Here is a 26,532-nt window from a genome sequence, read left to right on the forward strand (position 1 = left end):
CCAATCTCAAAAACAGGAAGGCCGGAATGAACCCTGGGGTGGGGAAAATTCCGGCCCTCATCTGGGAACGGCTCTTTAAACCGAGAGCAGCCGCCCGAAAAATGCGCGATAGCGCCGCAGCGCCAGGCGCAGCTCTTCCGTTGAAATGCTGTCGCCGCGGTCCCACTGCCCCTCCAGCCGTGCCCGCTCCTCCGCGAAAATCTCCGCCAGCCGCTTCATTGCCCCCGCCACGAGCGAGTCGGCTCTCTCTACTGCCTGCCGCGGCTCATCCACAAAGCCCACTTGGACCGCATCCCATTTCGCGTACAGCTCCTTCGACTCATCCTGGGAAAACAATGCTTCCTGCGCATCGGTTTCCGACGGTTGCGAGTTTGCATTCATGCGCTTGTCGACCGATGCACTCATATCGCGGCCGTCGTCGCGATTCTCCACCAATTTCTGTTCAATCGGCTCGTCGGCATGCGCCAGTGCCGCCGTCGAAAGGCCCGGGTTCTCGATCGTTTCATCTCTAATCTCTGTCATAGGTCTTCTCCTGCTGTACGCCCCGCTCCGATGCGCGGCGAGTTGAACGTGCCGATTGAAACCTTCTGCGCCGACCATGCCACGGCCAAGATGCGAGGCAATTACGCAGGATTCGTTGTCAGCAGGTTGAGAAGGAGCACGCAACGCAAAGGTTGCCCCACTCCGCCCTGTGCAGAACTTCTGAACACTGCATTCTCTTTACGAATCAACTCTTGGCGCCTTCTCTTCGCGGACAATCCGATTTGCGGCCCCAATCGATCACCTCGCCCCAAAAGCTAACCCCGCCAGCGACCTTCGACCCGTGTCCTTGGTAATGCCCAGCGTGCGATAACACACACCAAATCTCCAAAATCTGTCCCACCATGAATGCACCACCAAAGGTACGTCCATGAAGACCTTGTTTCGCTTGTTGCTTGGTTGCCTCGTCCTTGGCTCCTTCACCGCCGGCGCGCAAGACATTGGCGCGCGCGTGGAGCAGATGAAGACCGCCTACACCGCCTCGGGCAGTATCCTCGCGCTCGACGGCCAAACCCTCGTCATTGAACCCAATATGCCCGCCCCGGTTTGCGCGCTGCCCCGCGAAGAGGACGGAAAGATCGCGTGGTATCGCTACGCGTTCCCACTCGCTTCGATCACCGTTTCGCTTACCGACGTCGATCCCTCACTGGTGAGCGAAGATCGCGTCTTCACTAACCCTGAAGCCCCGAGCGCCTACAAGCCCGGAGACAAAGGCGACGCCGTCATGGTCATTGTGGTCGGCATGCCGGGAAAGAAATTCCCCGCCCTCATTTACGATCGCGACAAGCTCGCCCACCTCGGCCCCGGCCCCCATCGCAGTTCCGACTACGGCCAGGTGCAGGACAACGTCGAAGCCTTCGGCCTCACCTTCAACGACACCGCCGCCGCCCACGCATTCGTCGCAGCACTCCGAAACGCCGTCATGCTTGCCAAAACCCAAGCCATGGCGCACTAGTCCGTCGCCGCCGACCCGAACACTTTGCTGCCTCTCCCTCCAAGCCTGTCATTCCGACCGGAGCAACGCGGAGTGGAGGAACCCGCAGTTGTTCTTCGTCTGCCCTCAGATCGAAAATGCTTCCGAATTGCCACAAACCAGAAATTCGGCTATAGAACACGGCCTCCGCTTGCCCAAGGAGGTGTCGTCCTGAACGCAGCGAAGGCTGCGTTTGCCTTGTGAACCTCAACGAAACTTCCGCATTGGCCAATACAGACATGATCGACGGAACACTAGTCTGGATGGCCAATCCACCAAGCATCCCATCAACTATTTGAATCGACCCAGAAGCCGCGTTATCAGGCTGAGATTGGCCTTCTCAGCCTTGAGAGCGTTCCTTTGGGTCGCAAGCCCAGATACGTACCGGCATCTGCGTTTCGTCTGCTCGCCCAAGTAGGGTTCAACCTCTGCCTCCCATCGCGTGACACTCAACCATTCTCCGATTTCCGCTCGGAGTAGTGTTTCCAGTCCAGAGTCGGTGCATGCGCTCGAGGCTACCTCTTCGAGATAAGTGCAAATGGACCGTACGCGCTCGACGTCTTGGCTCTCCAGCGCAGTTTCCATCTGCGGTATCAAAAATGAACCGAACACTCATAAGGCAGTTCTTCGCCAGCCATGTAGTCGAACTGCACGCGGTAGATCGGCTCCAGATCAGGCATCTGGGCAAACAATTCGCGTATAACGCTCTCGTAGGTCACGGTCCCATCGTAGACCAAGCAGCCTCCGATGACGGTTCCGGGCGTATCACCGCCTATGCAGAAGTTTCAAAAGCAACCACATGGGAGCCCCAGGTATCGCTCTTAAGACCCCGCAGCCCCCGTCCAACTACGGCAGCTCCCGCGCCCAGATGTTCCTGTAACTCATCGGCTCGCTCTTGTCCCCGTGCGCCTGCAGCTTGATCGGCGCCGTGTCGTACTTTTTGTAAAACGGCTTGCCGATATACAGCGTCTGCCCCTTCAGCTCAAAGTGGTTTTGCACCAGGATGCCGTTGAAAAACACCGTGACATATGCCGGCGTCTTCAGCGAGCCATCATCATTAAAGGTCGGCGCCGTCCACGCCACGTCGTACGTCTGCCACTCGCCTGGCTTGCGGCTCGCATTCACCAGCGGAATACTCTCCTTGTAAATACTTCCGGCCATGCCGTTCACATACGTCGGATTGTTGTATCCGTCCAGCACCTGTAGTTCGTAGCCATCGTCCCCCAGCCCTGTCGAAGCAAGAAACACGCCGCTGTTGCCGCGTCCCTGCCCGCTCCCTGTAATGCTCGCTGGAATCTTGTACTCCACGTGGAGTTGATAATCCTTGAACCGGCGCTTGGTCTCAATGCTGCCGCCCACCTTGTTCACCGTCATCACGCCATCGTGAACGTCCCACAGCGCCGGCTGCTTGTCCTTCACGTTGACCCACTCATCCACATTTTTCCCGTCGAAAAGCACAATCGCATCCGACGGCGGCGCATTGCATTCGGCCGCAGGCGTTACCACCGCCGGCACCGGCTGCCAAATCTCGGTGTCTTCCGGCTTGGGTTTGGCCTGCACGTCTTGCTGTGCGTAAGCGGCGGTTACAACGAAAGACACAAATGCGAGCGCAAGGAACTTCGAAGAAAGAGATTTCATAACAGGCGGGAGTATACACCAGCCTGCATTCTTCAACGGTGTTCCCCCGATCCCTCGCGGGCAGCGCGAGCATTCATGGTATGCGCGCCATGGAATGGCAAGTGAGACTGCCGCTTTTCGTGAATCGGAATCGCGAACGCGCGTGCCTGGCAGAGCGATCAGGCCACAGCTTCAAGCCACGAACCGCGCTTGAACTGCACGTCCAGCGTTGTGCCATCGACCTGGACCTTGTAGTTGCCTTCCGGCGGCTTCTCGGGAATCCAGATATCAAGCGTTCTTACGGTGGGGAAACCAGGGGAGATCTTCGTCGCAAGTTCAACCCTGCACTTGCACGCAATCCCGTTACCGCTCAACCAACCCTGGTGGACCTCGCGGGTGATTCGGATTGGGGGCATGTTGGCTCCTGCCCACATTCTGTACGGGATTCATCTGGCATACCAGAAGAAAATGGCAGAAACCATTGATGAGCGTGGTGCATGCTGCGCTGGTCTCCAATGCCAACGTCCCCTCGGGCCCACAAACGCCGTTTCAACGAAGTCCGAGCCCGCTTCAGTTGGCGCGCAGAGCCACCGTCGGATTGATCCGCGATGCCCGGAAAGCCGGAACATACCCGCTGACCCCCGCCACCACAAGCAATCCCACCGCCATGCTGATATAAGTCGCGCCATCCCACGGCGAGGTAGCAAACAGCAGTGAGGCAATCAGCCGCGCGCCTGCGATCGATACAGCCGCGCCCAGCACCACGCCGATCAGCGCCAGCCGCAACGTACCCGCCAGCACTTGCCGCTGCACGATTCCCGCGCTCGCACCCAGTGCCATGCGGATGCCGATCTCCTGCGTCTGCCGTGTTACCGAATACGAAATCACTCCATAAATCCCCAGTGCCGCCAAAAGCAACCCCAGGGTTGCGAATGACACCACCAGCAGCATGAAGAATTGCCGTCCCGAAACGGCGTGATTCACCAATAATCGAATCGGCCTGAACTCCGCCATTGGCTGCTTGGGATTCATCTCGCGCAGCGTCGTTAAGACACTTGACGCCACCGAAGCAGGCGGAACGGTAGTGCGCACCACCAGTTCCGTATCATTGGGGCCCGCCTGCGTGTTCGGATAGTAGATCTGCCAGCCCGCATCCCCATCTACATTCTCTTCGTGAACATCGCTCACGACGCCGACTACGATGAGGTCTGGGCCGCCGCCATTCCCGAGCGCTTTGCCAATTGCATTGCCATCGGGCCACATCCCGAATGAGTTGAGGAACCGCGCATACGCCTCATTGATCATCACCACTTGCTGGCCCGTTGGCCCATCGCTCCATGAGAAGTCCCGGCCCCGAACGCGGGTGCCCATGGCGCGCATATACCCCGGCGAGATCACATAAACCAGCGGACCCGAATCAAGATGATCGGGTCGCTTGGCGCCTTTCGGAAGCGGAGTTCCCCATGCGCGATTCTGACCCAACGGAAGATAGTCGGTTATCCCTGCAGCTTCCACTCCCGGCAAGGCGCCAATGCGGCTCAGCAGTTGCTGTTGGAAGGTTGCGCGGCGCAACGCGATCGCATTCTGCGAAGCCTGCGTGCTTCCGTTGCCATCCGCTGGATTTCCCTGGTAATCCACCTTGATCGCCGCGGCATGGTCCGGCTGAAAGCCAAGATCGACATCCAGCACACGCATAAAGCTGCGCAGCAGCAATCCGGCGCCCACCAGCAACATGCACGCCAGCGCCACCTCCGTAACCACAAGCACCGACCGAATCCGCTCATGCTTGCGGCTCGCGCTGGCGCCGGGCCCCGCGTCCTTCAACGACTCCTGCAGATTGCCGCTCGCCATCCGCAATCCCGGCACCAATCCAAACACTGCCGCCGCAAACACCGCAATCAGCACCGTCCACCCCAGTGCGGCCGTATCCATGTGCAGCGTGCTCAGCAGCGGCAGCGCAATTGCGCCCTGGTACGCCAACCACGATACAAGAGCTGCGGCCAGCAGAAAACCCACCACTGCTCCGGCGCCCGACAGCACCAGGCTCTCCGTCAACAGTTGCCTCACAATGCGGCCTCGGCTCGCTCCCAGCGCGCCCCGCATCGCGAACTCCTTTGACCGCGCAGCCGCACGCGCCAGCAGCAGGTTCGACAGATTCACGCACGCAATCAGCAGAATCGCCCCCACCGCCGCCCAAAGCACCACCAGCGAACGCTGCAGCTTTCCGCTCACATATTCTTTCAGCGGCACGGGAACAACCGCGCCCTTATAGTCGCCGCAGGTCTCCGGACTCTTGTTGTTCCAACACATATGCGGCGCTACGCTCGCCGCCTCATTCCGTGCCTGCGCCAGCGTTACGCCCGGCTTCAGCCGCCCGATCAAAGTAATGATGTTGCCCCAGTCCCGCGGCGGCCCATACAAATTCAGCGGCGTAATCGCATCCACTTTCGTTCCCGGCGCAAACACCGCGCCAAAATCAAAGCTCGCCGGCAGCACCCCGATCACCGTCGTCTGCTGGCCGTTCATGTCGAACGCCTTGCCTAAAATATTCCTGTCGCCGTTGAACTGCCGCTTCCACCACGCGTTGGTCAGCAGCACCACCGGCGCCGCGCCATTTCGCGCATCTTCCGGCGTGAACACCCGCCCCATCTGCGCCTGCACGCCCAGCAACTGGAAAAAATTCTGAATCACATCGATGCTGGTTGCCGTCACCGGCGCACCGCCAAGATTCAGGCTCAGATTGTCCGCGCTCGAAAACGCAAAATACCCCGTAACGTCCTGGTAAGACCGGCTCATTGTACGGAATTCATCGTATGCATCCGTCGAATATGTCGCGCAACTCAGCCCGCACTTGGTCGGCGGCGGCGCAATCCAAACCAGCTGCTGCGCGTTTTGAAACGGCAGCGGACGCAGCAGCAGCGTGTTCACCACGCTGAACACCGCGATATTCGCCCCGATCGCCAGCGCCAGAATCAGCACCGCGACCACCGTAAAGCTCGGATCGCGCCACAGCGTGCGCAATGTGTACTTCAGGTCCTGCATCAGGATGTCGATATTCATAAGCCCTCGCGCCTCCCGCTGTCTGTACCGCGCCTGCTCCACGCCACCCAGGCTCACCAGCGCCAGCCGTCGCGCTTCCGCAGCAGGCAGTCCATGAGCCATGTTGTCCTCAATCGCCATCTCCAGGTGTGCCGCAAGTTCCGCATCGAGCTCCGCATCCAGAGGCCTCCTGCGCATAAATGCCCACAACCGTCCCAGGAGCCGCAGCACCCAGCTCATGCGTCCGCACCCTCAGCGGATTTGTCCATCGTCATTACCCGCTCCATCACGTCCGTCAGCCGCTCCCAGTAGCGTGCATCCGCCGTAAGCTGCCGCCGCCCCGACGCCGTAATCGAGTAGAACTTCGCCTTGCGCTTGTTGTCTGACGTGCCCCAGCGCGAGCCGATCCATCCGCGCTGCTCCAGCCGCACCATCGATGCATAGATCGTTCCCTGGTTCAGAAGCACTGCATTGCCGCTCACCTGCTCGATGCGCCGCGCGATCCCGTAGCCATGCAGCGAGCCCATCACCGTCAGCGTTTGCAGCACCATCAAGTCGAGCGTGCCTTGCAATAGATCAAGTTTTTCAGGAGACATTCCAGTACCTGTGGTACGACCACAGAAGTATGCCACATAGCCGCCCGCGCATTCTATAGAGCCGCCGCCCTGCCTGACGCTCCAACCTTCCCGAACCACCCGCCACCGCTGTGTTCTACGTCAGCGCGCGATCCAGGTGTACATATCCGCCATCCACAATCACGTGCTGCCCCGTAGTGTGCGCCGATTGCGTAGGCGACAGCAGAAACACTGTCATCGCCGCGATCTCCGAGGCCAGCGTCATGCGGTGCCCCAGCGGGATCTTGTCCGTAATGCGCTTCAGCTCCGCCTCCGGATCGCCCAGCGTATCCAGCCATCGCCGATACAGCGGAGTCATCACCTCCGCCGGCAACACGGCATTCACGCGGATGTTATATGGCAGCAGTTCCGCAGCCCATTCCCGCGTCAGTGCAAGCTGGGCTCCCTTGCTCGCGGCATATCCCGATGTGTTCCCCTGTCCAGTAAGCGCAACCTTCGAGCTGATGTTCACAATCGCTCCCTGCGTCCGCTTCAGCGAAGGCAGCGCATAATGTGCCAGCGCGTAATAGTGGATCAGGTTTTTATTGAGGCTATCCACAAAGCGCGCCACGCTCCCCTTTTCCAATCCCGCGCCGTCATTCACTCCCGCGTTATTCACCAGTCCGTAGATATCCCCGTAGCCGTCTTCGATCTCCGCAATCGCCGACGCGCAGCGATCGAGATCTTCAAGATGCGCCTCGACCAGGTTGCATTTCGTCTGGCTTTTCTTCATCTCCATCATGAATGCCTGCACATTGTCCGAGCGTCGCCCTAGCACCACCACGCGCGCCCCCTCGGCCAGGCAGGCGCGCGAAATACCCGCCCCGATGCCCGCTCCTCCACCAGTTACGACAATCAGCTTGTCCTTCAGTCCAAGGTCCATAATTCTTCATCTCTCCCACTGCCCGGCACGCATCTCCGCCCGAGCGAAACCGCCATGGCTGCTCTTTCAGATCATCGTACCGGCTGCGCGCATTGCACCACACGCGCAACGCACTCGGCGCGAAGGCAAATTCCTAGGATTGCTTTTTTGATGGAGCCGGCTCGACGTGGGATTAACGACGATTTACGGCCAGCATTTGGATACGCGATCTTTTATCGATGTCCATTGCAGCGCCCGTGCATCGTGAGAGCCAGTGCTGTCGGCGTGGCCCTGGTCTTCACTTTGTCTGTCACCGCCACATACGACGGCTTGTTGCTTTCCGCAAGCAATGCAAGCGACGACAGTTGCCCCATCGTCTGCTGGATCCGCGCAAGACTGTGCGATCCCACTGCTTCAATCAATTCTTCCGACGTGCAATACAGCTCCAGTGTGGCAGCAGGCTCACCCGCCCCGATTCGCTCTGTTGCCTTGCGGCAAACGAACGACAGAACGCGAAGATGAACAGGCGTTAGCTTCGCCAGCAAATCAATGAAGACGGAATTCGAAGTGTCTGGCGCATCGGCGCCGCACGAGCTCACCAGCAGCCCCCCCCACCACTGCCGGATCCAATCATCCTCCGTCCATGACCCGTTTTCGAGAACGCGCCTCACCATATCCGGATGAGCCTGCACTTTCCCACCGGGACCCAGCCGCCCCAGCATTTCCTGCGCCTTCAGCGTAATCTCCACGGCGCTCGCCACCCGCTTGTTGCTCAGCCGCTTATGAAGCCCCAGCTTCATCTCTTCCATGGCGGCGGGACAGATCTGTCGCAGAAATCCGAGAGCCCTGGTCAGGCGAAGTTCTCTCAGAAAATAATCCGCGTCCGTCTCGTCCGATCGCTTCGTATGCACCCGCTTCCAGGCTTCTAACTCCACGCCCTCCGGCCACAACCACTCAAAGCCGGCCCCGTCCTCGTCGCATCGAACTGCCTTGAGGTCGACAGTGACGCGCCTCTCACGCTGCGCCTCGGTCGCATCTTTTCGTTGCAGCACCAGCGAAAAAACCTCACCCGGCTGCCAGCGTTCTTGCGTGCGCAGATACAGCCCTGTCGGGCTCACGTCGCGCACCTCGTATAGCTTTTTCGTTTCGCCGTCACCGGCGTAGGCAGTCAGCCCCTGCACAAGCAGCCGAATGATCGAGCGCCGCTCCGGCAGCGGATCTTCGCAATTGAGGAAGCGCTTCACCAGGACCCCCAGCGATTCCTTCTTCTTCTCTTCCTGTAACTTTTTCTTCGCTGTTACGGGACCGGCATTGGTCGAAATCGGGACCTTTGCCGGCACGCTATCCGCGGCTTTTTTGCGCTTAGTTTCGGGAGACTCCCTTCCGATCTCATGTGAGTCCACCTGCATCCTGGCCTGCGCCACCTGCGCAGTTTCCGCAGGAACCCGAGAAACGTCAGGCCCCGGCTTTTCCGCCTGGTCGCTCGCTTCCACCGCGCCCGTCTTCTCCTCTGGCGCCTCCGGCTCAGCCGCTATGGATTCCGGTTCAACCGCAACAGTCTTCGGTTCGGCCGCCCCACCCTCGAGCTCCGCTGCTGCGGCCGGCGCCGCCGCTGGTGCCAGTTCCACCGCGTTCTCCCCAACCTCAGCAGCAGCAGCCGTATCTGAAACAGCCTCCGAGACCGCGCCGAAAGCACTGGCTTCGACGTTGCCGCTCGTGACCCTCTCTTCCCCCGCCTCCGCCCTTTCTGTCTCCGCGAGAGCAATCTCCCCGACCTTCTCACTTTCCGCTTCTTCTTCTTGCACCGCTTCTTGTTGTTGAACCTCGACCGGCTCCAGCACCGCTGATGCCGCCATCGTCGAGTTCGAAATCTGCCAGCTGCTCGACGTCATCCCTACCGTGAAACCCGTGCCCCGCGTAACGGTAGGCGCGAGGGGGGGAGCCGAGACCTGACGACTCGGAAACGGATGCGGAGGCAATTTTGGAAGTGGGCTAACGGGGGGATTCTTAGCAGCAATGGGCGCTTCCGCAACAGGCGTGACCGGCTCCGCAACCGCCGGACGGGAGATCTCGGCGATTCGGTGCTCGAGTTCGTTCTCCGCGCAGACAATGATCCGATCGCCAGGCACCGTCCCGCTCGATTGAAGACAGTTGAACGGCAGAATCAGGGCGCTCGCCATCCCAGCGCGAAACCGCGGAGCGGGAGTTTCGGGCTGCAGCGCCATCGCCTCCAGCACCTTCATGTCTTGGTCGAGGTAGGCCAGGTCGAATGGGAAAATCCGCGCCAGTTGCGGAGCATGCGCGAGCGGAGTCAGCCACAGGCTCGACTTCGAATCCCGGGCAAGCCCCTCCACCAGCACCTTCAGAACCTTCAGAGGCTCGCGCGCACTGTCGGTGACCGTGACCGTGGAGTTGATCCTGCAACCCCTGGTCGCGTTGTACGCACAGCAAGTCTTGGATTCCATACGTTCCAGTAATGCGAGTTCCGGCAAAACGTCAGGCTGCTTTTGTCGCTTTATGAGCACCGGCGCTGCACGCACGCAGCTCAAGGTGCGCTCGTTCCACACGAACCTTGAACATAGCATTGATGGAGGTCTCCGCTGCACGTCCACGGCACGATTCAAGCGCCAAAGTACCCAGACCCAATCACTTCATGTATCTTGCTGAATACACTCGATTTCGCCACGCAGCTGTAACGCCGTGCCGGCACCCTGACGCGGCGATTCCGCACAAATCGAGACGTTTGTCGGTGAGGAATGCCCAAATCAGCCAGGAATTCCCAAGGACCGGCCCACCATCGCGATGGCACCCCTCCAAACGCAAACCAGCTCGAATCGGAGCGTTCGAGCTCACGATTCGTCTGCCTCACAAGGCAAGTAGTCGGGAAAACGGGCCATTCGTCGCAAACAAGGTGACTTCACCCGAGCGCCGGTCGAAGATTGCGGCTGAGAGGTAACACAAATGCGAATGCAAATCAGAACCGCGCTGTTGATCGCCGGACTTGCCTTGGGAACGGCAACCAGCCTGCCGGCCCAGTTGAAACCTGCACAAACATGGAACCTGCCGCAGGGAACGACCGTAAAGGACAGCGGCCCTCGAACCTACAGATTTGTCGTGGACTACAACACCGTAAACCCGAAGGGCGAAGTGGTGTTCCGTCAGCGCCTGAGCGGGGACTACACTCGTGGATTACCGTCCGGAGAGGTAATGTGGAAAAACGTAAGCCAGGCAAATGCGGCTGGAGCTGCGGCCCCATTTGCAACACCGCAGAAGCGTGACTTCATGGAAGGATTTCATTATCGCAACGATATCGCCGACACCATGGCGCCGGATTTCTTCAAGGGATTTCCGCCCGCTGCTGTGATGGAGCGTAATCTTGTCTGGGATACGGGAATGATCGAAATGTTCGGCCAGAACTATTTCGATCACCTTAAGCTGAATGAACCCTATCAGGTGATCTCTAATCAGGATGTCAACATACCGGACGTGGGCACGTTCAAAAACCACAACGTGGTGCTCCAGTGGATCGGTCGATCGCAAAGAAATGGCCGGGAGTGCGCACTGATCACGTACCAGGCGTTCTTCAATCCGGTCAACCTTGCAACCGGTGGAATGACCTTGATCGGGCGCAGCGACTATTGGGGAGAGATTTGGGTCTCGCTGGAGACGAAGCAGATTGAGTACGGCACGCTGTACGAGAGCGTGGTCGGTGATATGAAACTCCCCGGCCAGGACACTTCGCAGGCCCTCAACATCTTCCGCAGCGGCACTCTTCAGCCCGTTGACGCAAAGTAGAAGATGCCATTGATCCGGGGCGCTGTTATGACTTCATCAAAGCAAAGATGGATATTGCCGCTTCTGTTGCCCAATTTGACTGTGGCGATCGTGGTTGCGTTCCAGGTGCTTTGGCATCAGATTTCGAATACGCGCGATCTGCTGCATACGCTTGTGTATGCCCTTGTATATGCCAACCTGGTTGCGGCTCTCGGGCTCCTGCTGGTCGGCGTGCTGGTGCAGAAACTGGTTCGGCGCGAACTGTCGTTAGCCCCGGCGTTCGCGCTGTGTTTTTTTGTTGTGGTTCCTCTAGGGATACTGCTCGTGCAGGCTTTGCTGACGGGGATAGGCTTCGCAACTCAGCAGCCTTTCTGGCCGGAGTACCTGCGCATGTTGCGCTTCTGCATGCCGCTGGCTGTGGTATTCGGCTTGGGCGCCATTGCTTATGGATCGTTGCGAGATCGCCTGCAAGTAATGGAGGCGAAGCTGCATGAAAAAGAGATCGCCGAAGCTCAGGCACAGAAACTGGCTGCCGAGGCACGATTGCGCTCACTCGAATCCCGCATCCATCCTCATTTCCTCTTCAACACTTTGAACTCGATTAGCTCACTGATTTCTGCCGATCCCTCTCGAGCCGAAAAGATTGTGGGCCGGCTCGCGCTTTTGTTGCGAGCATCCCTCGACAACAGCAATCAACCCCTGATTCCCTTGCAACAGGAACTGGCAATGGTGGAAGGTTATCTCGATATTGAGAAAGCGCGCTTCGGAGACAAATTGCGCGGCTCAACAGACGTTGCCGATGATCTCCGCAATGCCAGGGTGCCTCCGATGTCCGTTCAGGCACTCGTTGAGAACGCCGTAAAACACGGAGTCACCAAACAGCGCGGCGGTGGAGAAATTCTGGTGACTGCCTCCGAGCAAAACGGGAACCTCAGGATCGAAGTTCGCGATACCGGTCCGGGATTTGACATGACCGCGATTCCCCCGGGCCATGGGCTCGATAATCTCGTGGAGCGGCTCGATGCGCTGTTTGGCGACAAGGCGCGCTTGAATGTATTCCGGCGAGACGGCCAATCTGTAGTGGAGATGGTGTTACCACGCGAATGAAACTGCGCGCCTATTTGGTCGACGATGAACCTCCGGCACTGGAACGGTTGCGCCGGCTACTGGAGCAGACTGGCCGCGTGCAGGTAATAGGCAGCGCGACAGAGCCGGAGGAAGCTGTGGAGGCTCTGTCTGCCGATCCTCCCGATGTTTGCTTCCTCGACATCGAGATGCCGCGTCTGAACGGTTTCGAGGTTCTGGCGCGCCTGCCTAGCCAGCCCATCGTCATCTTCACCACCGCCTACAATCAGTACGCGCTGCGGGCATTTGCTGTAAATTCGGTTGACTATCTGCTGAAACCTGTCGATCCAGATTCCCTCGAACGCGCCCTCAAGAAAATTGAACGCTTGCGAAGCTCGGCGCCGGTTGCGCAGGCGGACTTTCAGGCCCTGTTCCAGAAACTCGCAGATTCGCTGCGCGAGACGAAGCCGCAGTATCCTGACCGCATCGCGTCTCGTCTGGGAGATCGGCTCAGGTTCCTCGATCTGGTTCGTGTCACGCATTTCTACGCCGAGGACAAGTTGACCTTCGCTGTCTCCGAGGGCAAGGTCTTTTGTGTGGACCACACGATCGCGGAGCTGGAAGACAAGCTGAATCCCAGGCAGTTTGTCCGGATTCACCGTGGCACGATCGTAAACCTCGGCTGGATTAAGGAAGTTGCTTTGCTCACCGGAGGAGCATTGAATGTTCGTCTCAAGGATGGCAAGGAAACTGAGTTGACTGTCGCGCGGGATCGAGCGCGAGACTTCAAGGCGACGGTTGGGTACTAGCTCAAGATACAAGCACCATGGATCGAGCGGCGGCGTTCAGTTGATTCCAGATGTCAAGAGCATTTCTTTCAAGAATTTCTCAAAGCTTTCAGATAGAGGACTTTGCAGCCACCCCCGTTTTGCAGGTAATTTCCCCCGATCGGCGCACAATGAAATTGCAATCGAATCCTCTCGCTCGAGGAGCAACCGAATGTATCCCGCCATCGCGTCTGTTACTCCCTACTCCCTGATCCCTGTCCCTCAGTACCTCCGCTCCTTCCCCTAAGCCATTTGCTGACTGATATTTGCGGCCAACTCCCTGCATAGGAAATATTTGCGGGCCGCAGCGCAACCTAAACCGCTGAAAACACTCCCTCCAGGTTCCAAATACCGGGTGGGGGGGGATACAGGAGAAAGCCGGGGAATCGGCCGAACCGAGCGGTACAGGCCGGTCTTCCACAATATTTGCGCCAAACGCTCTAGCTCATGCCCGACATCACCAGCATCCGTGGCTCCGTCATCTCCTCGATCGCCGACCGGATCCCCTCGCGCCCCAACCCGGAGTCCTTTACCCCGCCATACGGCATCGGATCCAGTCGCCACGCCGGGGTGTCGCCCACAATCAGCGCACCAACCTCCAGCTCGCGATATGCGGTGAGAATCCGCCCCGCGTCGCGCGTCAGCAAGCCTGCCTGCAATCCGAATCGCGAGTGGTTCACCTCCGCGAGTGCCTGCTCAAAATCCACGTAGGGCTCCACGACCACGACCGGCCCAAAGACCTCTTCGTCGCGAATCTTCATCCCCGCCTTGCTCCCGGTCAGAATCGCGGGCGCTATCATCGAGCCCTTGCGTTCGCCGCCCGTAATCAGGCGTGCGCCGCCCTCCACCGCCTCCTTGATCCAGCTCTCGATGCGCTCCGCCTCTCCCGGCCTGATCAGCGGACCTACCTCCGTCGCCTCACTGGCCGGATCGCCCGAAACCATCTTGCCCGCAACTTCTACCAGCTTCCAGATGAATGTCTGAAAGATGCTCTTGTCGACAAAAATGCGCTGCACACTGATGCACGACTGCCCCGCAAAGCCAAACGCCGCGTGCGCCGTGCGTTCAGCAGCGCTGTCCAGGTCGCGATAGTCGCCGTGGATAATCAACGCCGCATTGCCGCCCAACTCCAGCAGGACGCGCTTGCGCCCCGAGTGCACCTTCAGCTCCCATCCCACCTTCGCCGACCCCGTAAAGCTCACCAGCTTGATGCGGTCTTCCTTCTCCGCAAGCCACGCCGTGTCAGCGTTCGCCAGGGGCAACACGGCCAGTGCCTCTTCCGGCCAACCGGCTTTTAAGATCACCTCTCCCAGCGCCAGCGCCGTAAACGGCGTCTGTGGCGACGGCTTGATCAGGATCGGGCAGCCGGCCGCAATCGCCGGCGCCGCCTTGTGCGCCACCAGGTTCAGCGGAAAGTTGAAGGGCGTAATCGCCAGCACCGGCCCCACCGGAAACCGCTGCACCAGCCCCCAGCGATTCTCGTTGCCCTCCGTCAGATCCAGAGGTATCGTCTCCCCACCAAGTCGCGCCGCTTCTTCTGCCGCCGTCTTGAACGTCAACACCGCGCGGTCAACCTCTGCGCGCGCCAGCCTTATAGGCTTTCCCGCTTCCGCAACGATGAGCTTCGCAAAGCGATCCTTTTGCTCGATCAACGATGCGGCGATATCTTCAAGAATCTCCCGGCGCTTCCAGCGCGGCAGCGCGCGGGTGCGACGCATGCTGGCCACCGCATGGTTCACGGCCTCGCGCGCATCGGCGCGTGCGGCCATCGTGACCTTACCCAGAAGGCCCTGATCCCAAGGAGAATGCACTTCGAGTGCCTCTCCCTCACTCCATTCCTTGCCACAGAGAAGGAATCCCGTTTGCGTTCCCGGACGCATCTTCATATTGTTCGTCGCTCCAAGGTTGACCCTACCCATTGATGGTACATAGCGAGGGTCAAGTCGGTTCGCCCGCCCGCATTTCAATCCCACCGCAAACCGTCGTCGCTGCGCAGCGTTACACTGGTCGCCTATGATTCACGACGGAAAGAGCAGGAAACTCCCCTTTGATCCTGCCGAAGCTATCGCCCATTTGAAGGCCTGCGACCCAAAGCTGGGCGCCCTCATCGATAAAGTCGGAGAATTCAAGCTGCGCCTCGATGCTGCACCGTCGCCCTTCGAATCTCTACTCGAATCAATCCTCTACCAGCAGCTGCACGGTAAAGCCGCAGCCACCATCCATCGGCGCGTCCGCGAGTTCTTCCATGGTGATCCAACTCCGCAGCAATTACTCGAAACTCCGGATGGACCACTGCGCGCCGCCGGCGTCTCCGGCAACAAGATCAAGGCCATGCGCGATCTCGCCGCCAAAACTCTCGATGGAACTGTGCCGACCCACAAAGCCATTCTCAAGATGCCCGACGCCGACATCGTCGAACGCCTCACGGAAGTGCGCGGCATCGGCCCGTGGACCGTCGAAATGCTGCTGATCTTCCGCATGGGCCGCCCCGACGTGTTGCCGGTAACGGATTACGGCGTACGCAAGGGATTCGCGCTCACCTTCCAGCGCCTTCCCAAGAACCGTCCCATCGAAGCCTCCGATCTGCCCAAGCCCGACGTCCTCTTCCGGCGCGGACAGAAATGGCGCCCCTTCCGCTCCGTTGCCAGCTGGTACCTGTGGCGCGCCTGCGACCTGGCCCAGAAGACCCCGCCCGCCGGACGCGCCGTAGCCGAAGACTGCTAGAGACCTGCGCCACCCCATCAGCACCCGTCCTTAACCGTGAAGCGGCACGCCAACCGCGCAGCCTACAATAATCAAGCACGGCCAGTCTGCCGGCTTTTACTCTGAGAACGCATGGCCACAACCAAACGCTTTATCTGTATTCATGGGCATTTCTATCAGCCCCCTCGCGAAAATCCCTGGCTCGAGACCGTCGAGACACAGGATTCGGCTGCGCCCTATCACGACTGGAATGAGCGCGTCTGCGCCGAGTGCTACGCTACCAACGGTGCCGCCCGCACCGTGAACAACAAGAACCAGATCATCCGCATCGTCAATAACTATGCGCGTATGAGCTTCAATTTCGGCCCCACGCTGCTCAGTTGGCTCAAGGAGAATGCGCCGCGCACTTACCGCATGATCCTCGACGGCGAGCGCCGCAGCCGAAAGCACTTCGGCGGTCACAGTTCGGCGATGGCGCAGGTCTATAACCACGTCATCATGCCCCTCGCCAACCAGCGCGACAAGATTACGCAGATCCGGTGGGGGATCGCCGACTACGAAAGCCACTATGGCGCCGCGCCCGAAGGCATGTGGCTTGCAGAAACCGCTGTCGACACTGAGTCGCTCGAACTGCTCGCGCAACACGGCATCAAATTCACCATTCTTGCTCCCAGCCAGTGCAAACGCATTCGGGCGCTGCCCGCAGACGCGGTCGCACCTGAGTCCGCATGGACCACGCCGCTCGCCAACTCCGTCGATACTACGCGGCCTTACCTCATGCGCTTCAACTCCGGCGTCTCCATCGCCATCTTCTTTTACGATGGCGCTACGTCCCGCGCCATCGCCTTTGAAGGACTGTTGAATTCGGGAGAAAACTTTGCCGCGCGCCTCAAGGCCGGATTCAAAGACAGCGCCCAGCCGCAACTTGAGAACGTTGCCACCGACGGCGAGTCCTACGGACACCATCATCGCCACGGCGAAATGGCTCTGGCCTATGCGGTGCGCCTTCTTGAACAGGACAAGACCGTCAAGCTGACCAACTACTCAAGTTATCTCGAGCAGTTTCCGCCCGAGTGGGAATGCGAAGTCATTGACAATACCTCGTGGAGTTGCGCACATGGCGTGGAGCGCTGGCGTTCCAACTGTGGTTGCAATAGCGGCAAGCCTGGGTGGAATCAGCAATGGCGAACCCCGTTGCGCCAGGCGCTCGATGAGTTACGCGATGCCATTGCGCCCATGACGGAGGAAGAAGGCTCGAATTTCTTCACGGATGTTTGGGCGGCCCGTGACGGATATATCGACGTCATTCTCAATCGAAGCGAAGAGGTCGTCGAGCGCTTCCTTCAAGAGCACCAGAGCCGCGACCTCACACCGGCCGAACGCGTACACGCGTTGCGCCTGATGGAGATGCAGCGGCACGCGCAACTGATGTACACCAGCTGTGGATGGTTCTTCGATGACATCTCGGGCATTGAAACCGTGCAGATCATCGCCTATGCCGCACGCGCACTGCAACTGGCGACGGAGTTGTTTGGCGAGAAAGCCGCACACCTTGAAGCGGCATTTCTCGCTCGTCTCGCTGAAACAAAATCCAATGTGGCTGCGGCCGGCGATGGCGCCCGCATCTTTAAGGAAAAGATCGTGCCGATGCAGCTCGGCCTCGAGCAGGTAGCAGCGCACTACGCCATTAGCAGCGTCTTCTCGTCCTTCGCCGAAGAGACCGAATTGTTCTGCTATCGAGTCCGCCGCATCTCGAATGAGGTCTACACGTCTGGTCGCGGACGGCTCGCCGTGGGCCGCGCGAGCATCACCAGCACCATTACCGGGAACGCGCAAGCGTTCAGCTTCGCGGTCCTTCATTTCGGCGACCAGAACATCACCGCAGCCGTGAAACCCTATAGCGATAACGATGCTGCGGTGTTCCAGGAATTCTCAACACAAGCATCTGAATGTGTGCAGCGCGCAGATTTTCCTGATGTCATTCGCCTGATCGATCGCTATCACGGTCACGTTGGATATTCGCTCACATCCCTCTTCAAAGACGAGCAGCGCCGCATTATTCAGCTCATTCTGAACTCGACCCTTTGGGACATCGAGAGTTCGCTCACAAATATCTACGAGGATCACGCCAGCCTCCTTCACTACCTGTCGCAGGCCGGGCTTCCGAAGCCGCCGGCGCTGACCCTGGCCGCGGAGTTCGCCATCAATGCCGGCCTGCGGCGCGCTCTCGAAGGAGACCTCATTGACCAGGCGCTGCTGCGGTCGTTTCTGCAACTGGCAAGGGCGGACAAGGTGCCGCTCGATACCGCAACCCTCTCCTACATTGCCGACCAGCGCATGAAGCGCGCCATGGTCGAGCTTCAAATGTCGGCCGGTTCCCTCGAAATGCTTGAACGCGCACTTACTCTGGCGCACACGCTCGTTGAGCTTCCCTTCGAGCTGAATCTCTGGCAGGCCCAGAATATCTGGTATGAGATTTTGCGCTCGTCGAGCTATGCGCTGACCTCGCAGATCGCTGGCGAGCGCCCCCGCTGGGACAAAGATTTCAACGAACTCGGCAAATGCCTCTCCATCGAGACCACAGCCATGACCGCGCCGGACCAACTGGTCGAAGCCACTGGAGACTGACCCAAAATGCCGATCGAGAAGATAGAACCGAAGCGCAGGAGAATTTCTTGGTGGCCAACCGGAGTTGACGGTGTTCTTTTACTTCTTGGATTGAAGAACCTTGACAACAGGAAGGTTCCGGCGGATCTAATACCAAGGAACACGGTGATTGGGTCGGCTTTTATTCCGTGACCTTTCTCTTCATCGGCATCGGACTGGCTCTTCTGATTATCGGCGTCAAGCAAGCCGGGCAAAGACCGCTGAGTCGTAGAGTCACATGCCGCCCCTCGGCTCGATTCACAAACTCGATTCGACCACTTGTGCTTACGGCCTGACGCCCGACATCACCATGCTCTTCCACAGGTAAGGTGCACGCCCGCCGCCTCGAAATTCGAGACTACGAAAGCCCGTCTGTTCCAGCAGCTTCGAAAGCGTCCTGCGGCTGAAAAACTTGATCTGTTCGCCTTCCTGGGTGGGATTGTGATGTTTGTCCCATCCGTTCATCAGCGAAAGCATCAGGTTCTTTGCGTAGCCGTGGTACGGCGTGGAGCAAACAAACGTGCCTCCCTGCCGCGTGGCGCTGAAGCATCCCGCCACGAAGCTCTGGGGATGATACAGGTGCTCGATCACTTCCAGACTGTAGACAACATCGAATGGCTCCTCCCCGAGATTGTGCAGGAGATTTTCGTCCGCCGGCAAAACCTCAAACCGGCCCGACGGACAATTCCGGCGGGCAATCTGAATCCCCGTCTCCGACATGTCGATGCCCACGATCCGGCAGCCGCGCTTCGCTACCTCAGCGGCAACTGAACCGTTGCCGCATCCCACGTCGAGCACTCGCGTGTTCGGTCCGAGTTTCGGGCAGAGTTCAAACAGCGCAGGAAGAACGTAGTCGTGGCAGCCACTTAGCGTGGTACCGGCGTACTCGCGAGGAATGATCGCTTGACTGGTGGCCGTCATGGGGGTAGTGACGCCGAACATCGTACGTGCGAACGTGGCGTTTAACACTCTTTATAGCACACACGATATGCTCGGAATCTTCCCCACCCAGCTTGCTGCACGAAGAGATTCACGCAAACGAAATCAGTTGCGCTGCGTAACCCGGATGTGGAGCTCCTTCAGTTGCTGATCGCTCACCGTCGTCGGCGCATCGGCCATCAGGTCGATCGCCTTCGCCGTTTTCGGGAAGGTGATCACCTCGCGCAAACTCTGCGCACCCGCGAGCAGCATCACAATGCGATCCAATCCAAGTGCGATTCCACCATGTGGTGGCGTACCGTATTCGAGAGCATCGAGGAAGAAGCCGAAGCGCTGCTTCGCCTCTTCCTCCGAGATACCGAGCGACGCAAAAATCTGCTGCTGTACATCCTTGCGATGAATGCGGATTGAGCCGGACCCAAGCTCCAACCCATTCATCGCCAGGTCGTAGCAGTCCGCGCGCACTGACGCCGGATCGCTTGTCAGGTTCGCCATGTCGGCTTCATATGGCGCGGTAAAGGGATGGTGTGCCGGAACCCACTTGCCGCTCGCCAGGTCATATTCGAACATCGGGAAGTCGACAATCCAGATCGGATGAAACGCTGCCGATGCGTCCAGCATCTTGCCGCCACTCCGTGGTTCCGCGTTTTGGACTGCCTTATCGGTGATCTGAAAAGCCTTGTGCCGGTCCGCATACTTCTTCGCGAGCTCGCTCCTGAAGATTCCCGCAGCCGAATACACGTTAATTTCTCGCTCGCTCAACCGGCCTTCAAACTTCGTGTCGCTCGCCTTGATGTGATGCGCGGGATCGCCTGCCACCACGATCACAAAATCGCCCTCGGCCGCTCCGGTCAGCGCATGAATCTTCGTCACGGCGTCCGGAAAGCTCTTCGCCAGCCGCTTGAAGTCGTCGATAAACTTCGCGCCCTTCTTCTGGTCGAAGAGCGGATGATTCTCCTCGCGCTCCTTGCGGCTCAGCTCGCCCACGTTTGGAATGCGCAACGCCACAATTGGGAGCGCCGGATCAATCTGCAGCGTTGTCAGCGCCTCCTCTGGAAATGCCGACCGCACATCCGTCAGCCCAGGCAACCGCAGATCCGGCTTGTCCGACCCGTATTGCCGGATCGCATCGTCATACGTGATCCGCGGGAATGGCGTAGGCAGCGTCATACCAGCCGCAGACCAGGCCGCCGCGCAAAACTTCTCCACCACTGCAAACACATTCTCGCGCCGCGGAAAACTCATCTCCAAATCGACCTGCGTGAACTCCAGCTGCCGATCCGCGCGCTGGTCCTCATCGCGGAAGCACCGCGCGATCTGGAAGTAGCGGTCGAACCCCGAAATCATCAGGATCTGCTTGAAAATCTGCGGCGACTGCGGCAGCGCGTAAAACTCGCCCGCATGTACGCGGCTCGGCACCAGAAAATCGCGCGCGCCTTCAGGCGTGCTCTTCGTCAGAATCGGCGTCTCGATCTCCAGAAATCCCTGCGCGCTCAGGCTCTCGCGAATAGCCTGCGTAATCGCGTGCCGCAGCCAGAAGTTCCGCTGCATCTCCACCCGCCGTAGATCGATGTAGCGATATTTGAGCCGGGTCTCCTCGTTCTGGATCGCCTCTTCCGAAGGCGAAAACGGCGCCAGCCGCGCGTCGTTCAGAATCCGCAGCTCCGTCGCCTCAATCTCCACCTCGCCCGTCGGCATCTTGGGATTGGTCGCATCTTTACCGCGCAGACGAACCTTGCCCACCGCGGCCACCACGTACTCCGGCCGCACCTGCTCGCCCTTCAAATGCCCTTCCGGCGTCAGCTCCTTATCCAGCACCACTTGCGCGATGCCGCTGCGATCGCGCACATCCAGGAAGATCAAGTTGCCGTGGTCGCGGCGCCGGTTTACCCAGCCCATCAGAACCACGTCTTCGCCTGCGTTGGCGGCACGCAACTCGCCGCACATCTGCGTCCGTTCAAGACTGCCTAAAAAGTCGAGCACTATGCCAATCCCTATCTTGATTTGAAAGGGCACGACTTTAGTCGTGCCGTAAGACGATGAAGATGTCGGGTGCCCCATCCATGCGCGTCTTTCAGTGCATGGATGGGAAAGCACGAACCCAAGGACACGCCCTCATCGTTTGAGAACGCCTGCCAATTCCGCGCGCGGAACCTTGGTCTGTATACCGGTTGAGAAGTCCTTCACCGTTAGGATACCGGATTGAAGCTCGTCCTCGCCCAGGATCACGATCCGCCGCGCCGTGCGCTCCGCCGCTTCAAACGACTTCTTCAGCCGGAACGAACCGTCTCCCAGCTCCACCGTCAGCCCGCCCCGCCGCAATTCCCGCGCCAGTGCCAGTGCCGCCGGATTCACCGTCTCGCCCAGTGGCGCAATATACGCGTCGTTCTTCTCCGGCTTCGTCGCCTCCAGCGCCTGCAGCGTCAGAACCAGCCGGTCCTCGCCCATTGCAAAGCCGATCCCCGGAGCCTTCGGCCCCCCGATCGCCTCGCTCAAGCCGTCATAACGACCGCCGCCCAGCAGCGCATTCTGCGCGCCCAGCCCTCCATGCGTGAACTCAAATGTCGTCCGCGTGTAGTAATCGAGTCCCCGCACCAGCCGGTGATTGCGCGTGTACGGCACTCCCGCCGCATCCAGCGCCGCCGTCACCGCCGCAAAGTGCGTCTTCGATGCCTCATCCAGCGAATCCACAATTCTCGGCAGCGTCTCGATAATCGGCTGATCTTCCGGCACCTTGCAGTCCAGCACCCGCAGCGGATTCGTCACCGCCCGCCGTTGGCAGTCCACACACATCTTCGGCGCTAGGGGAATCAAAGCTTCCTGCAGCGTGGCGTTGTAGCGCGCCCGATCCGCGGCCGACCCCACCGAATTGATTTCGAGCGACCACCCCGTGATCCCCATCTCATCCAGAAGCGTCGCCAGCATCTCCAGCACTTCCGCATCGCGCAAGGGCGATTCGCTGCCCGCCGTCGGCGGCCCAATCACCTCCGCCCCGATCTGCGAAAACTGCCGGTACCGCCCCTTCATCGGCCGTTCGCGTCGAAACTGCGGACCTATGTAATAGAACTTCTGTAATTGGCCTGAATCGCTGAGCTTATGTTCGACGTAAGCTCGGACCACGCCGGCGGTATTCTCAGGGCGCAGAGTCAATGACTGGGCATGATCCGACCGCAGCCTCCCTTTGTCCTGCCACGTAAACATTTCTTTCGAGACGATGTCGGTTTCCTCGCCAACCCCGCGAGCAAACAGAGCCGTGTCCTCAAAAACCGGTGTGCGAATCTCGCCAAAGTTGTAGCGGGCAAAGACGCTACGTGCCGTAGCCTCAATCCGATTCCACAACGCGGTTTCCGGCGGAAGCAAATCACGCGTACCGCGCACAGCTTTCAATGTGGCCATATCCCATCCAGTTTAAATGGGCACACGACCCACCCGAACCTGCGCGGTCGGCGTCTTGCGGATCCCGCCTATCCCAAGATCGCTCGCGTGAGCCTCAGCCACCAGGCAGGGCTGCCGGCATAGAAGTAGACCGTGAGGGCCTGAGCGATCCAAAGAGGCGGAAGCACAACCCGGTAGAGCTTGTGAATGCTGCGATTGACAAGAAGATCGCGCACCACGCCAAGCAGCATGACGCCATCGAGGCAAAGGAAGTAGAGGTTGTGGTTGAAAATATAGTCGAACCGACCGAAAGCTGCGTCCATCAGCCCGCAGGTGGCGATGAAGAGCAGCCGGCGATGCAGCTCCGGCTGCTTGCGCCAGTAGATGGCGAGCCCAACGAATAAACCGAAGGCCAACATGTCAAAAAAGGGGATGGCGAGAAATGTCTCGATCCCGGTCTGGTGCAGCACGTGCAGGTCGAAGCGGGCCATGATGATGGCGATCGTGACGCCCAGCGGCACCATGAACGCAGCAAGTCCCGTGCCAAACCAGCCAAAGAAGCGATGCCACTTGACGTTGCGCGTGCGGATCAACGCCGATTGAAAGATATAAAAAGCCACCCATCCAGAAAACGCTGCGCCGTGTATCCACAGCAGCAAAGGGCGCGGTGGAGCTGCATGCAGCAGGTTGTGATCAACAGTGCGGCTGAAGCCCCACACCACAATCGCCGCCAGCGACATTGCGAAATAGAAATACTGATCCACCAGCCCATTTCGGCCAATGATGGGATTGACGGGACGCACCATTGCGCCCTGGGAAATCGAAGCCATCGTTCGAACCTCAGCTTCGCTGCTCGGGGGAAGGAGCGAAGAAATATCCTGCTCAGCGTAGAAAGTGGATCGAGTCTAGCACGCTCGCGATAAGCCCCTCAATCAGAAACAGAAGCCAAACAAGATTCGTGGTTTCCACCAGCCTCGAATCTTGCGCAGCACGCAAATCCACGCAACCGCCAATCGATTTATTCTTGAATAGGTCTTCCGCATTCGTAATCGAGCGCTCCGAATGCCGGCTGCACGCTTTGAGCGTTACAGGAATCGCGAAATGGCTTTTTGCAACCGGTGTGGCGCCGCTTCCCAGGACGACTCAGCATTTTGCCTGACCTGCGGCGCGCGATTACCGGTGGCAGCAACCCAGACGCCCCCTGCGATCCCTCAGGCGCCCCCGTCCTCCACCGCAACGCAATCCGTTTTTCGCGCCACGGAGCTCGTCCAGCCAAGAGCTAAAAGTGTGTGGGTGGCAGCAATGCTCGCATTCGTCTTTGGCCCTCTGGGAATGCTCTACAGCACCGTCCCTGGATGCTTCGTGATGTTCGCCGTGAATTTCTTCGCCGCCATTTGGGGACGCGGATGGATGCTCCTCGTCCTGGTTGATGTGCATTGTCTGGGCGGTTCTGGCCGCAAAGGAATAGAGCGCTGACACCCGCAACGAATCAGCCGATTCTGCAAACCATTTGCCTTCCAGCTTGAACTTCAAGCGCAGTCTCGCCGAGTGCGTCTTTGCATCCTCCGTCAACCGACGGCATCCTAAAGGTCATGGAATACCGACTTCTCGGAGGCTCCGGCCTCAAAGTTTCTGCGCTGAGTTTTGGCGCGGCCACCTTCGGCGGTGGCAACGAATTCTTCAAAGCCTGGGGCGAAACCGACGTCGCCGAAGCCACGCGCCTCATTGACATCTGCCTCGAATCCGGCGTCAACCTCTTCGATACGGCCGACGGCTACTCCGACGGCCGCTCCGAAGAAATTCTGGGCAAGGCTCTCGCGGGCAAACGTGATCGCGCTCTCATTTCCACCAAGGCCTACTTTCCCATGGGCGATGGGCCAAACGAACGCGGCACATCGCGTTACCATTTGCGTCAGGCTCTCGAAGCCAGTCTCCGCCGCCTCGGCACCGACCACGTCGACATCTACCACGTGCACGGATTCGACGCTCTCACGCCCATCGAAGAGGTGCAGGACACCCTGAATACCTTCGTCCGCGAAGGCAAAGTGCGCTACATCGCAGCATCCAATTTCTCAGGCTGGCACCTCATGAAGTCCCTCGCGGTGGCCGACCGCTACGGCTGGACACGCTTCGTCGCGCACCAGGTCTACTACTCGCTCGTGGGCCGCGAGTACGAGTGGGAACTCATGCCCCTTGGCCTCGATCAGAAAGTCGGCGCCCTCGTCTGGAGCCCGCTCGGCTGGGGCCGTCTCACCGGAAAGATCCGCCGCAACCAGCCGTTACCTGCCGTCAGCCGCCTCCACAAAACCGCCGACGCTGGCCCGCCCGTCCCCGAGGAGTATCTCTATACCGTGGTGGATGCGCTCGAATCTGTTGCCAGCGAGATCGGCAAAACGGTCCCGCAAGTGGCGTTGAATTGGGTCCTTCAGCGGCCTACCGTGTCCTCCGTCATTCTCGGTGCTCGCAACGAGGAACAACTCCGGCAGAATCTCGGCGCCGTCGGCTGGAACCTCACCGCAGACCAGGTAGCCAAACTCGACAAAGCCAGCGCGGTCACGCCCGTCTACCCCTATTGGCATCAGCGGAACTTCCCTGAGCGCAACCCGCTGCCAGTGTAAAGAGAAGTTTTGGGTTTGTAGTTCTGAATTCAAAGTTGACGAAGTGTATCGCCGAACTTTGAACTCTGAACTACAAACTCTCTTTTCACTCTTCCCTCAAAACCTGCACCGGCTCAACGCGGGCTGCGCGCAGCGCCGGAACCAGCGACGCGCCGGCCGCAACCACCAGTATCAGGCACACAACACAGCCATACGTTATCGGATCAAGCGCAGATACCCCGTACAGCATTGAACTGATGAAGTGCGACAGTCCCAGCCCGAGTGCCAGGCCCGCCACGCACCCGATTCCTGCCACGCGCAAACCCTGCAGTAGAAATCGTGCAACAATCTGGTTGCGCATCGCGCCCAGCGCCAGCCGAACGCCGACTTCGCGCTGCCGTAGCCGTCCCAGATAGCTCAATGTTCCGTAAAGCCCGATGCAGGCCAGCGACACCGCCGTCAGCGCAAACAAGCTCAACAAGCGTGTGCGCAGCTGGTTGTCGGAGAAGCTCTCGTCCAGGTGCGCCTGCAGCGGCATCATGGCGTACACCGATCGGCCCGGCTCCAGTTCGTGAATCTTCTGCCGGACCGCGTCCGCCATCGCCATCGGCTCGCCGCGCGTACGGACCAGGTAATTCGGAAACGGATCAGGCGCGCTAAAGCAGGAATACACCGTTGGCATCGGCGGTTCATTCAGGCCTTCCTCGCGCGCGTCCGCCACAATACCCTGCACGATCCCCTTGATGGAAAAGTCGTTGTAGGAGACCTGTTCGAGTGTGTGGCCGATGGCGGCGGTTCCGCCAAGGTAGAGATTCGCGAAACTGCGGTTTACCACCGTGCGCCGGGATAAACCGACATGTTGTAGGGGTGCAAGTCCCTGCAGGAAAGGAAATAGCGAATCCATCCTGACCTCTAGTCTTGCGTGACACATCGCGAGGTGTGTGGCGAAGCGTAGATCGAG

22 protein-coding genes are annotated in these 26,532 nt (G+C 59.3%); 8 read left to right on the forward strand and 14 right to left on the reverse strand.

All coding sequences use genetic code 11. The features are described 5' to 3' along the window. Positions 1 to 75 precede the first annotated feature (75 nt). The gene (locus WCA10_RS26250) at positions 76 to 522 is read right to left on the reverse strand and encodes a hypothetical protein (RefSeq protein WP_472825517.1); all 447 of its coding nucleotides are present in this window, start codon (positions 520 to 522) and stop codon (positions 76 to 78) included. 388 nt (positions 523 to 910) lie between these two features. On the opposite strand from WCA10_RS26250, the gene WCA10_RS26255 reads away from it, so the two are divergent. Next, entirely contained in the window at positions 911 to 1,495 is a 585-nt protein-coding gene (locus WCA10_RS26255) for a hypothetical protein (protein WP_472825518.1), read from the forward strand. 611 nt (positions 1,496 to 2,106) lie between these two features. Here WCA10_RS26255 and WCA10_RS26260 read toward each other — a convergent pair. From WCA10_RS26260 to WCA10_RS26290, 7 genes are all read right to left on the reverse strand, one after another. Then, on the reverse strand, positions 2,107 to 2,250 hold the full coding sequence (locus tag WCA10_RS26260; RefSeq protein ID WP_472825519.1) for a hypothetical protein: 144 nt from the start codon (positions 2,248 to 2,250) through the stop codon (positions 2,107 to 2,109). 109 nt (positions 2,251 to 2,359) lie between these two features. Continuing rightward, positions 2,360 to 3,151, reverse strand: coding sequence for a 3-keto-disaccharide hydrolase (locus WCA10_RS26265; protein WP_472825520.1), 792 nt, complete (start codon positions 3,149 to 3,151; stop codon positions 2,360 to 2,362). A 158-nt stretch (positions 3,152 to 3,309) separates the two neighbouring features. Beyond that, positions 3,310 to 3,546, reverse strand: a complete 237-nt coding sequence (locus tag WCA10_RS26270; RefSeq protein ID WP_472825521.1) for a hypothetical protein — start codon at positions 3,544 to 3,546, stop codon at positions 3,310 to 3,312. 154 nt (positions 3,547 to 3,700) lie between these two features. After that, positions 3,701 to 6,409 carry an ADOP family duplicated permease gene (locus tag WCA10_RS26275; protein ID WP_472825522.1) on the reverse strand — a complete coding sequence of 903 codons (2,709 nt, stop codon included), beginning with the start codon at positions 6,407 to 6,409 and terminating at the stop codon, positions 3,701 to 3,703. Next, positions 6,406 to 6,765, reverse strand: a complete 360-nt coding sequence (locus WCA10_RS26280) for a PadR family transcriptional regulator (RefSeq protein WP_472825523.1) — start codon at positions 6,763 to 6,765, stop codon at positions 6,406 to 6,408. The genes WCA10_RS26275 and WCA10_RS26280 overlap by 4 nt, the downstream gene beginning before the upstream one ends. A 115-nt stretch (positions 6,766 to 6,880) precedes the next feature. After that, positions 6,881 to 7,666 carry an L-fucose dehydrogenase gene (locus tag WCA10_RS26285; protein WP_472825524.1) on the reverse strand — a complete coding sequence of 262 codons (786 nt, stop codon included), beginning with the start codon at positions 7,664 to 7,666 and terminating at the stop codon, positions 6,881 to 6,883. Positions 7,667 to 7,878: 212 nt separating this feature from the next. Continuing rightward, positions 7,879 to 10,110 (reverse strand): Abi-alpha family protein, encoded by a 2,232-nt coding sequence (locus tag WCA10_RS26290; RefSeq protein WP_472825525.1) that lies wholly within the window; start codon positions 10,108 to 10,110, stop codon positions 7,879 to 7,881. 496 nt (positions 10,111 to 10,606) lie between these two features. On the opposite strand from WCA10_RS26290, the gene WCA10_RS26295 reads away from it, so the two are divergent. The 3 genes from WCA10_RS26295 (at position 10,607) to WCA10_RS26305 (ending at position 13,293) form a co-directional block, all read left to right on the forward strand. Further along, positions 10,607 to 11,440, forward strand: coding sequence for a hypothetical protein (locus WCA10_RS26295; protein WP_472825526.1), 834 nt, complete (start codon positions 10,607 to 10,609; stop codon positions 11,438 to 11,440). A gap of 66 nt (positions 11,441 to 11,506) precedes the next feature. Further along, complete coding sequence (locus WCA10_RS26300) at positions 11,507 to 12,526, forward strand: sensor histidine kinase (RefSeq protein ID WP_472825527.1); 1,020 nt, start codon at positions 11,507 to 11,509, stop codon at positions 12,524 to 12,526. Next, positions 12,523 to 13,293 (forward strand): LytR/AlgR family response regulator transcription factor, encoded by a 771-nt coding sequence (locus tag WCA10_RS26305; RefSeq protein ID WP_472825528.1) that lies wholly within the window; start codon positions 12,523 to 12,525, stop codon positions 13,291 to 13,293. Before WCA10_RS26300 ends, WCA10_RS26305 begins: the two co-directional genes overlap by 4 nt. Positions 13,294 to 13,751: 458 nt before the next feature. On the opposite strand, the gene WCA10_RS26310 is transcribed toward WCA10_RS26305, so the two are convergent. Further along, positions 13,752 to 15,197: an aldehyde dehydrogenase family protein gene (locus WCA10_RS26310; protein ID WP_472825529.1), complete on the reverse strand. Its 1,446-nt coding sequence runs from the start codon at positions 15,195 to 15,197 to the stop codon at positions 13,752 to 13,754. 127 nt (positions 15,198 to 15,324) lie between these two features. Here WCA10_RS26310 and WCA10_RS26315 point away from each other — a divergent pair, with 127 nt between their 5' ends. Together WCA10_RS26315 and WCA10_RS26320 are read left to right on the forward strand one after the other, a co-directional pair. Further along, entirely contained in the window at positions 15,325 to 16,035 is a 711-nt protein-coding gene (locus tag WCA10_RS26315) for a DNA-3-methyladenine glycosylase family protein (RefSeq protein WP_472825530.1), read from the forward strand. A gap of 111 nt (positions 16,036 to 16,146) precedes the next feature. Continuing rightward, positions 16,147 to 18,642 carry a DUF3536 domain-containing protein gene (locus WCA10_RS26320; RefSeq protein WP_472825531.1) on the forward strand — a complete coding sequence of 832 codons (2,496 nt, stop codon included), beginning with the start codon at positions 16,147 to 16,149 and terminating at the stop codon, positions 18,640 to 18,642. A 303-nt stretch (positions 18,643 to 18,945) separates the two neighbouring features. Here the strand turns inward: WCA10_RS26320 and WCA10_RS26325 are convergent, their stop codons facing one another. The 4 genes from WCA10_RS26325 to WCA10_RS26340 all read right to left on the reverse strand — a co-directional run bounded on the left by WCA10_RS26325 (position 18,946) and on the right by WCA10_RS26340 (position 23,804). After that, positions 18,946 to 19,581: a class I SAM-dependent methyltransferase gene (locus tag WCA10_RS26325; protein WP_472825532.1), complete on the reverse strand. Its 636-nt coding sequence runs from the start codon at positions 19,579 to 19,581 to the stop codon at positions 18,946 to 18,948. A 123-nt stretch (positions 19,582 to 19,704) separates the two neighbouring features. Beyond that, positions 19,705 to 21,582 carry an aspartate--tRNA ligase gene (gene aspS, locus WCA10_RS26330; protein ID WP_472825533.1) on the reverse strand — a complete coding sequence of 626 codons (1,878 nt, stop codon included), beginning with the start codon at positions 21,580 to 21,582 and terminating at the stop codon, positions 19,705 to 19,707. A 132-nt stretch (positions 21,583 to 21,714) separates the two neighbouring features. After that, the gene (hisS, locus tag WCA10_RS26335; protein ID WP_472825534.1) at positions 21,715 to 22,995 is read right to left on the reverse strand and encodes a histidine--tRNA ligase; all 1,281 of its coding nucleotides are present in this window, start codon (positions 22,993 to 22,995) and stop codon (positions 21,715 to 21,717) included. A 68-nt stretch (positions 22,996 to 23,063) separates the two neighbouring features. After that, positions 23,064 to 23,804, reverse strand: coding sequence for a hypothetical protein (locus WCA10_RS26340; protein ID WP_472825535.1), 741 nt, complete (start codon positions 23,802 to 23,804; stop codon positions 23,064 to 23,066). A gap of 472 nt (positions 23,805 to 24,276) precedes the next feature. On the opposite strand from WCA10_RS26340, the gene WCA10_RS26345 reads away from it, so the two are divergent. Beyond that, the gene (locus WCA10_RS26345) at positions 24,277 to 24,450 is read left to right on the forward strand and encodes a hypothetical protein (protein WP_472825536.1); all 174 of its coding nucleotides are present in this window, start codon (positions 24,277 to 24,279) and stop codon (positions 24,448 to 24,450) included. 116 nt (positions 24,451 to 24,566) lie between these two features. Then, positions 24,567 to 25,592, forward strand: coding sequence for an aldo/keto reductase (locus tag WCA10_RS26350; protein ID WP_472825537.1), 1,026 nt, complete (start codon positions 24,567 to 24,569; stop codon positions 25,590 to 25,592). An 85-nt stretch (positions 25,593 to 25,677) separates the two neighbouring features. On the opposite strand, the gene WCA10_RS26355 is transcribed toward WCA10_RS26350, so the two are convergent. Beyond that, positions 25,678 to 26,532, reverse strand: an 855-nt coding sequence (locus tag WCA10_RS26355; protein WP_472825538.1) for an FtsX-like permease family protein, incomplete at its 5' end; no start/stop codon positions are given.

It is taken from the genome of Occallatibacter sp. (genome assembly GCF_049582745.1).
Classification (GTDB): domain Bacteria; phylum Acidobacteriota; class Terriglobia; order Terriglobales; family Acidobacteriaceae; genus Telmatobacter.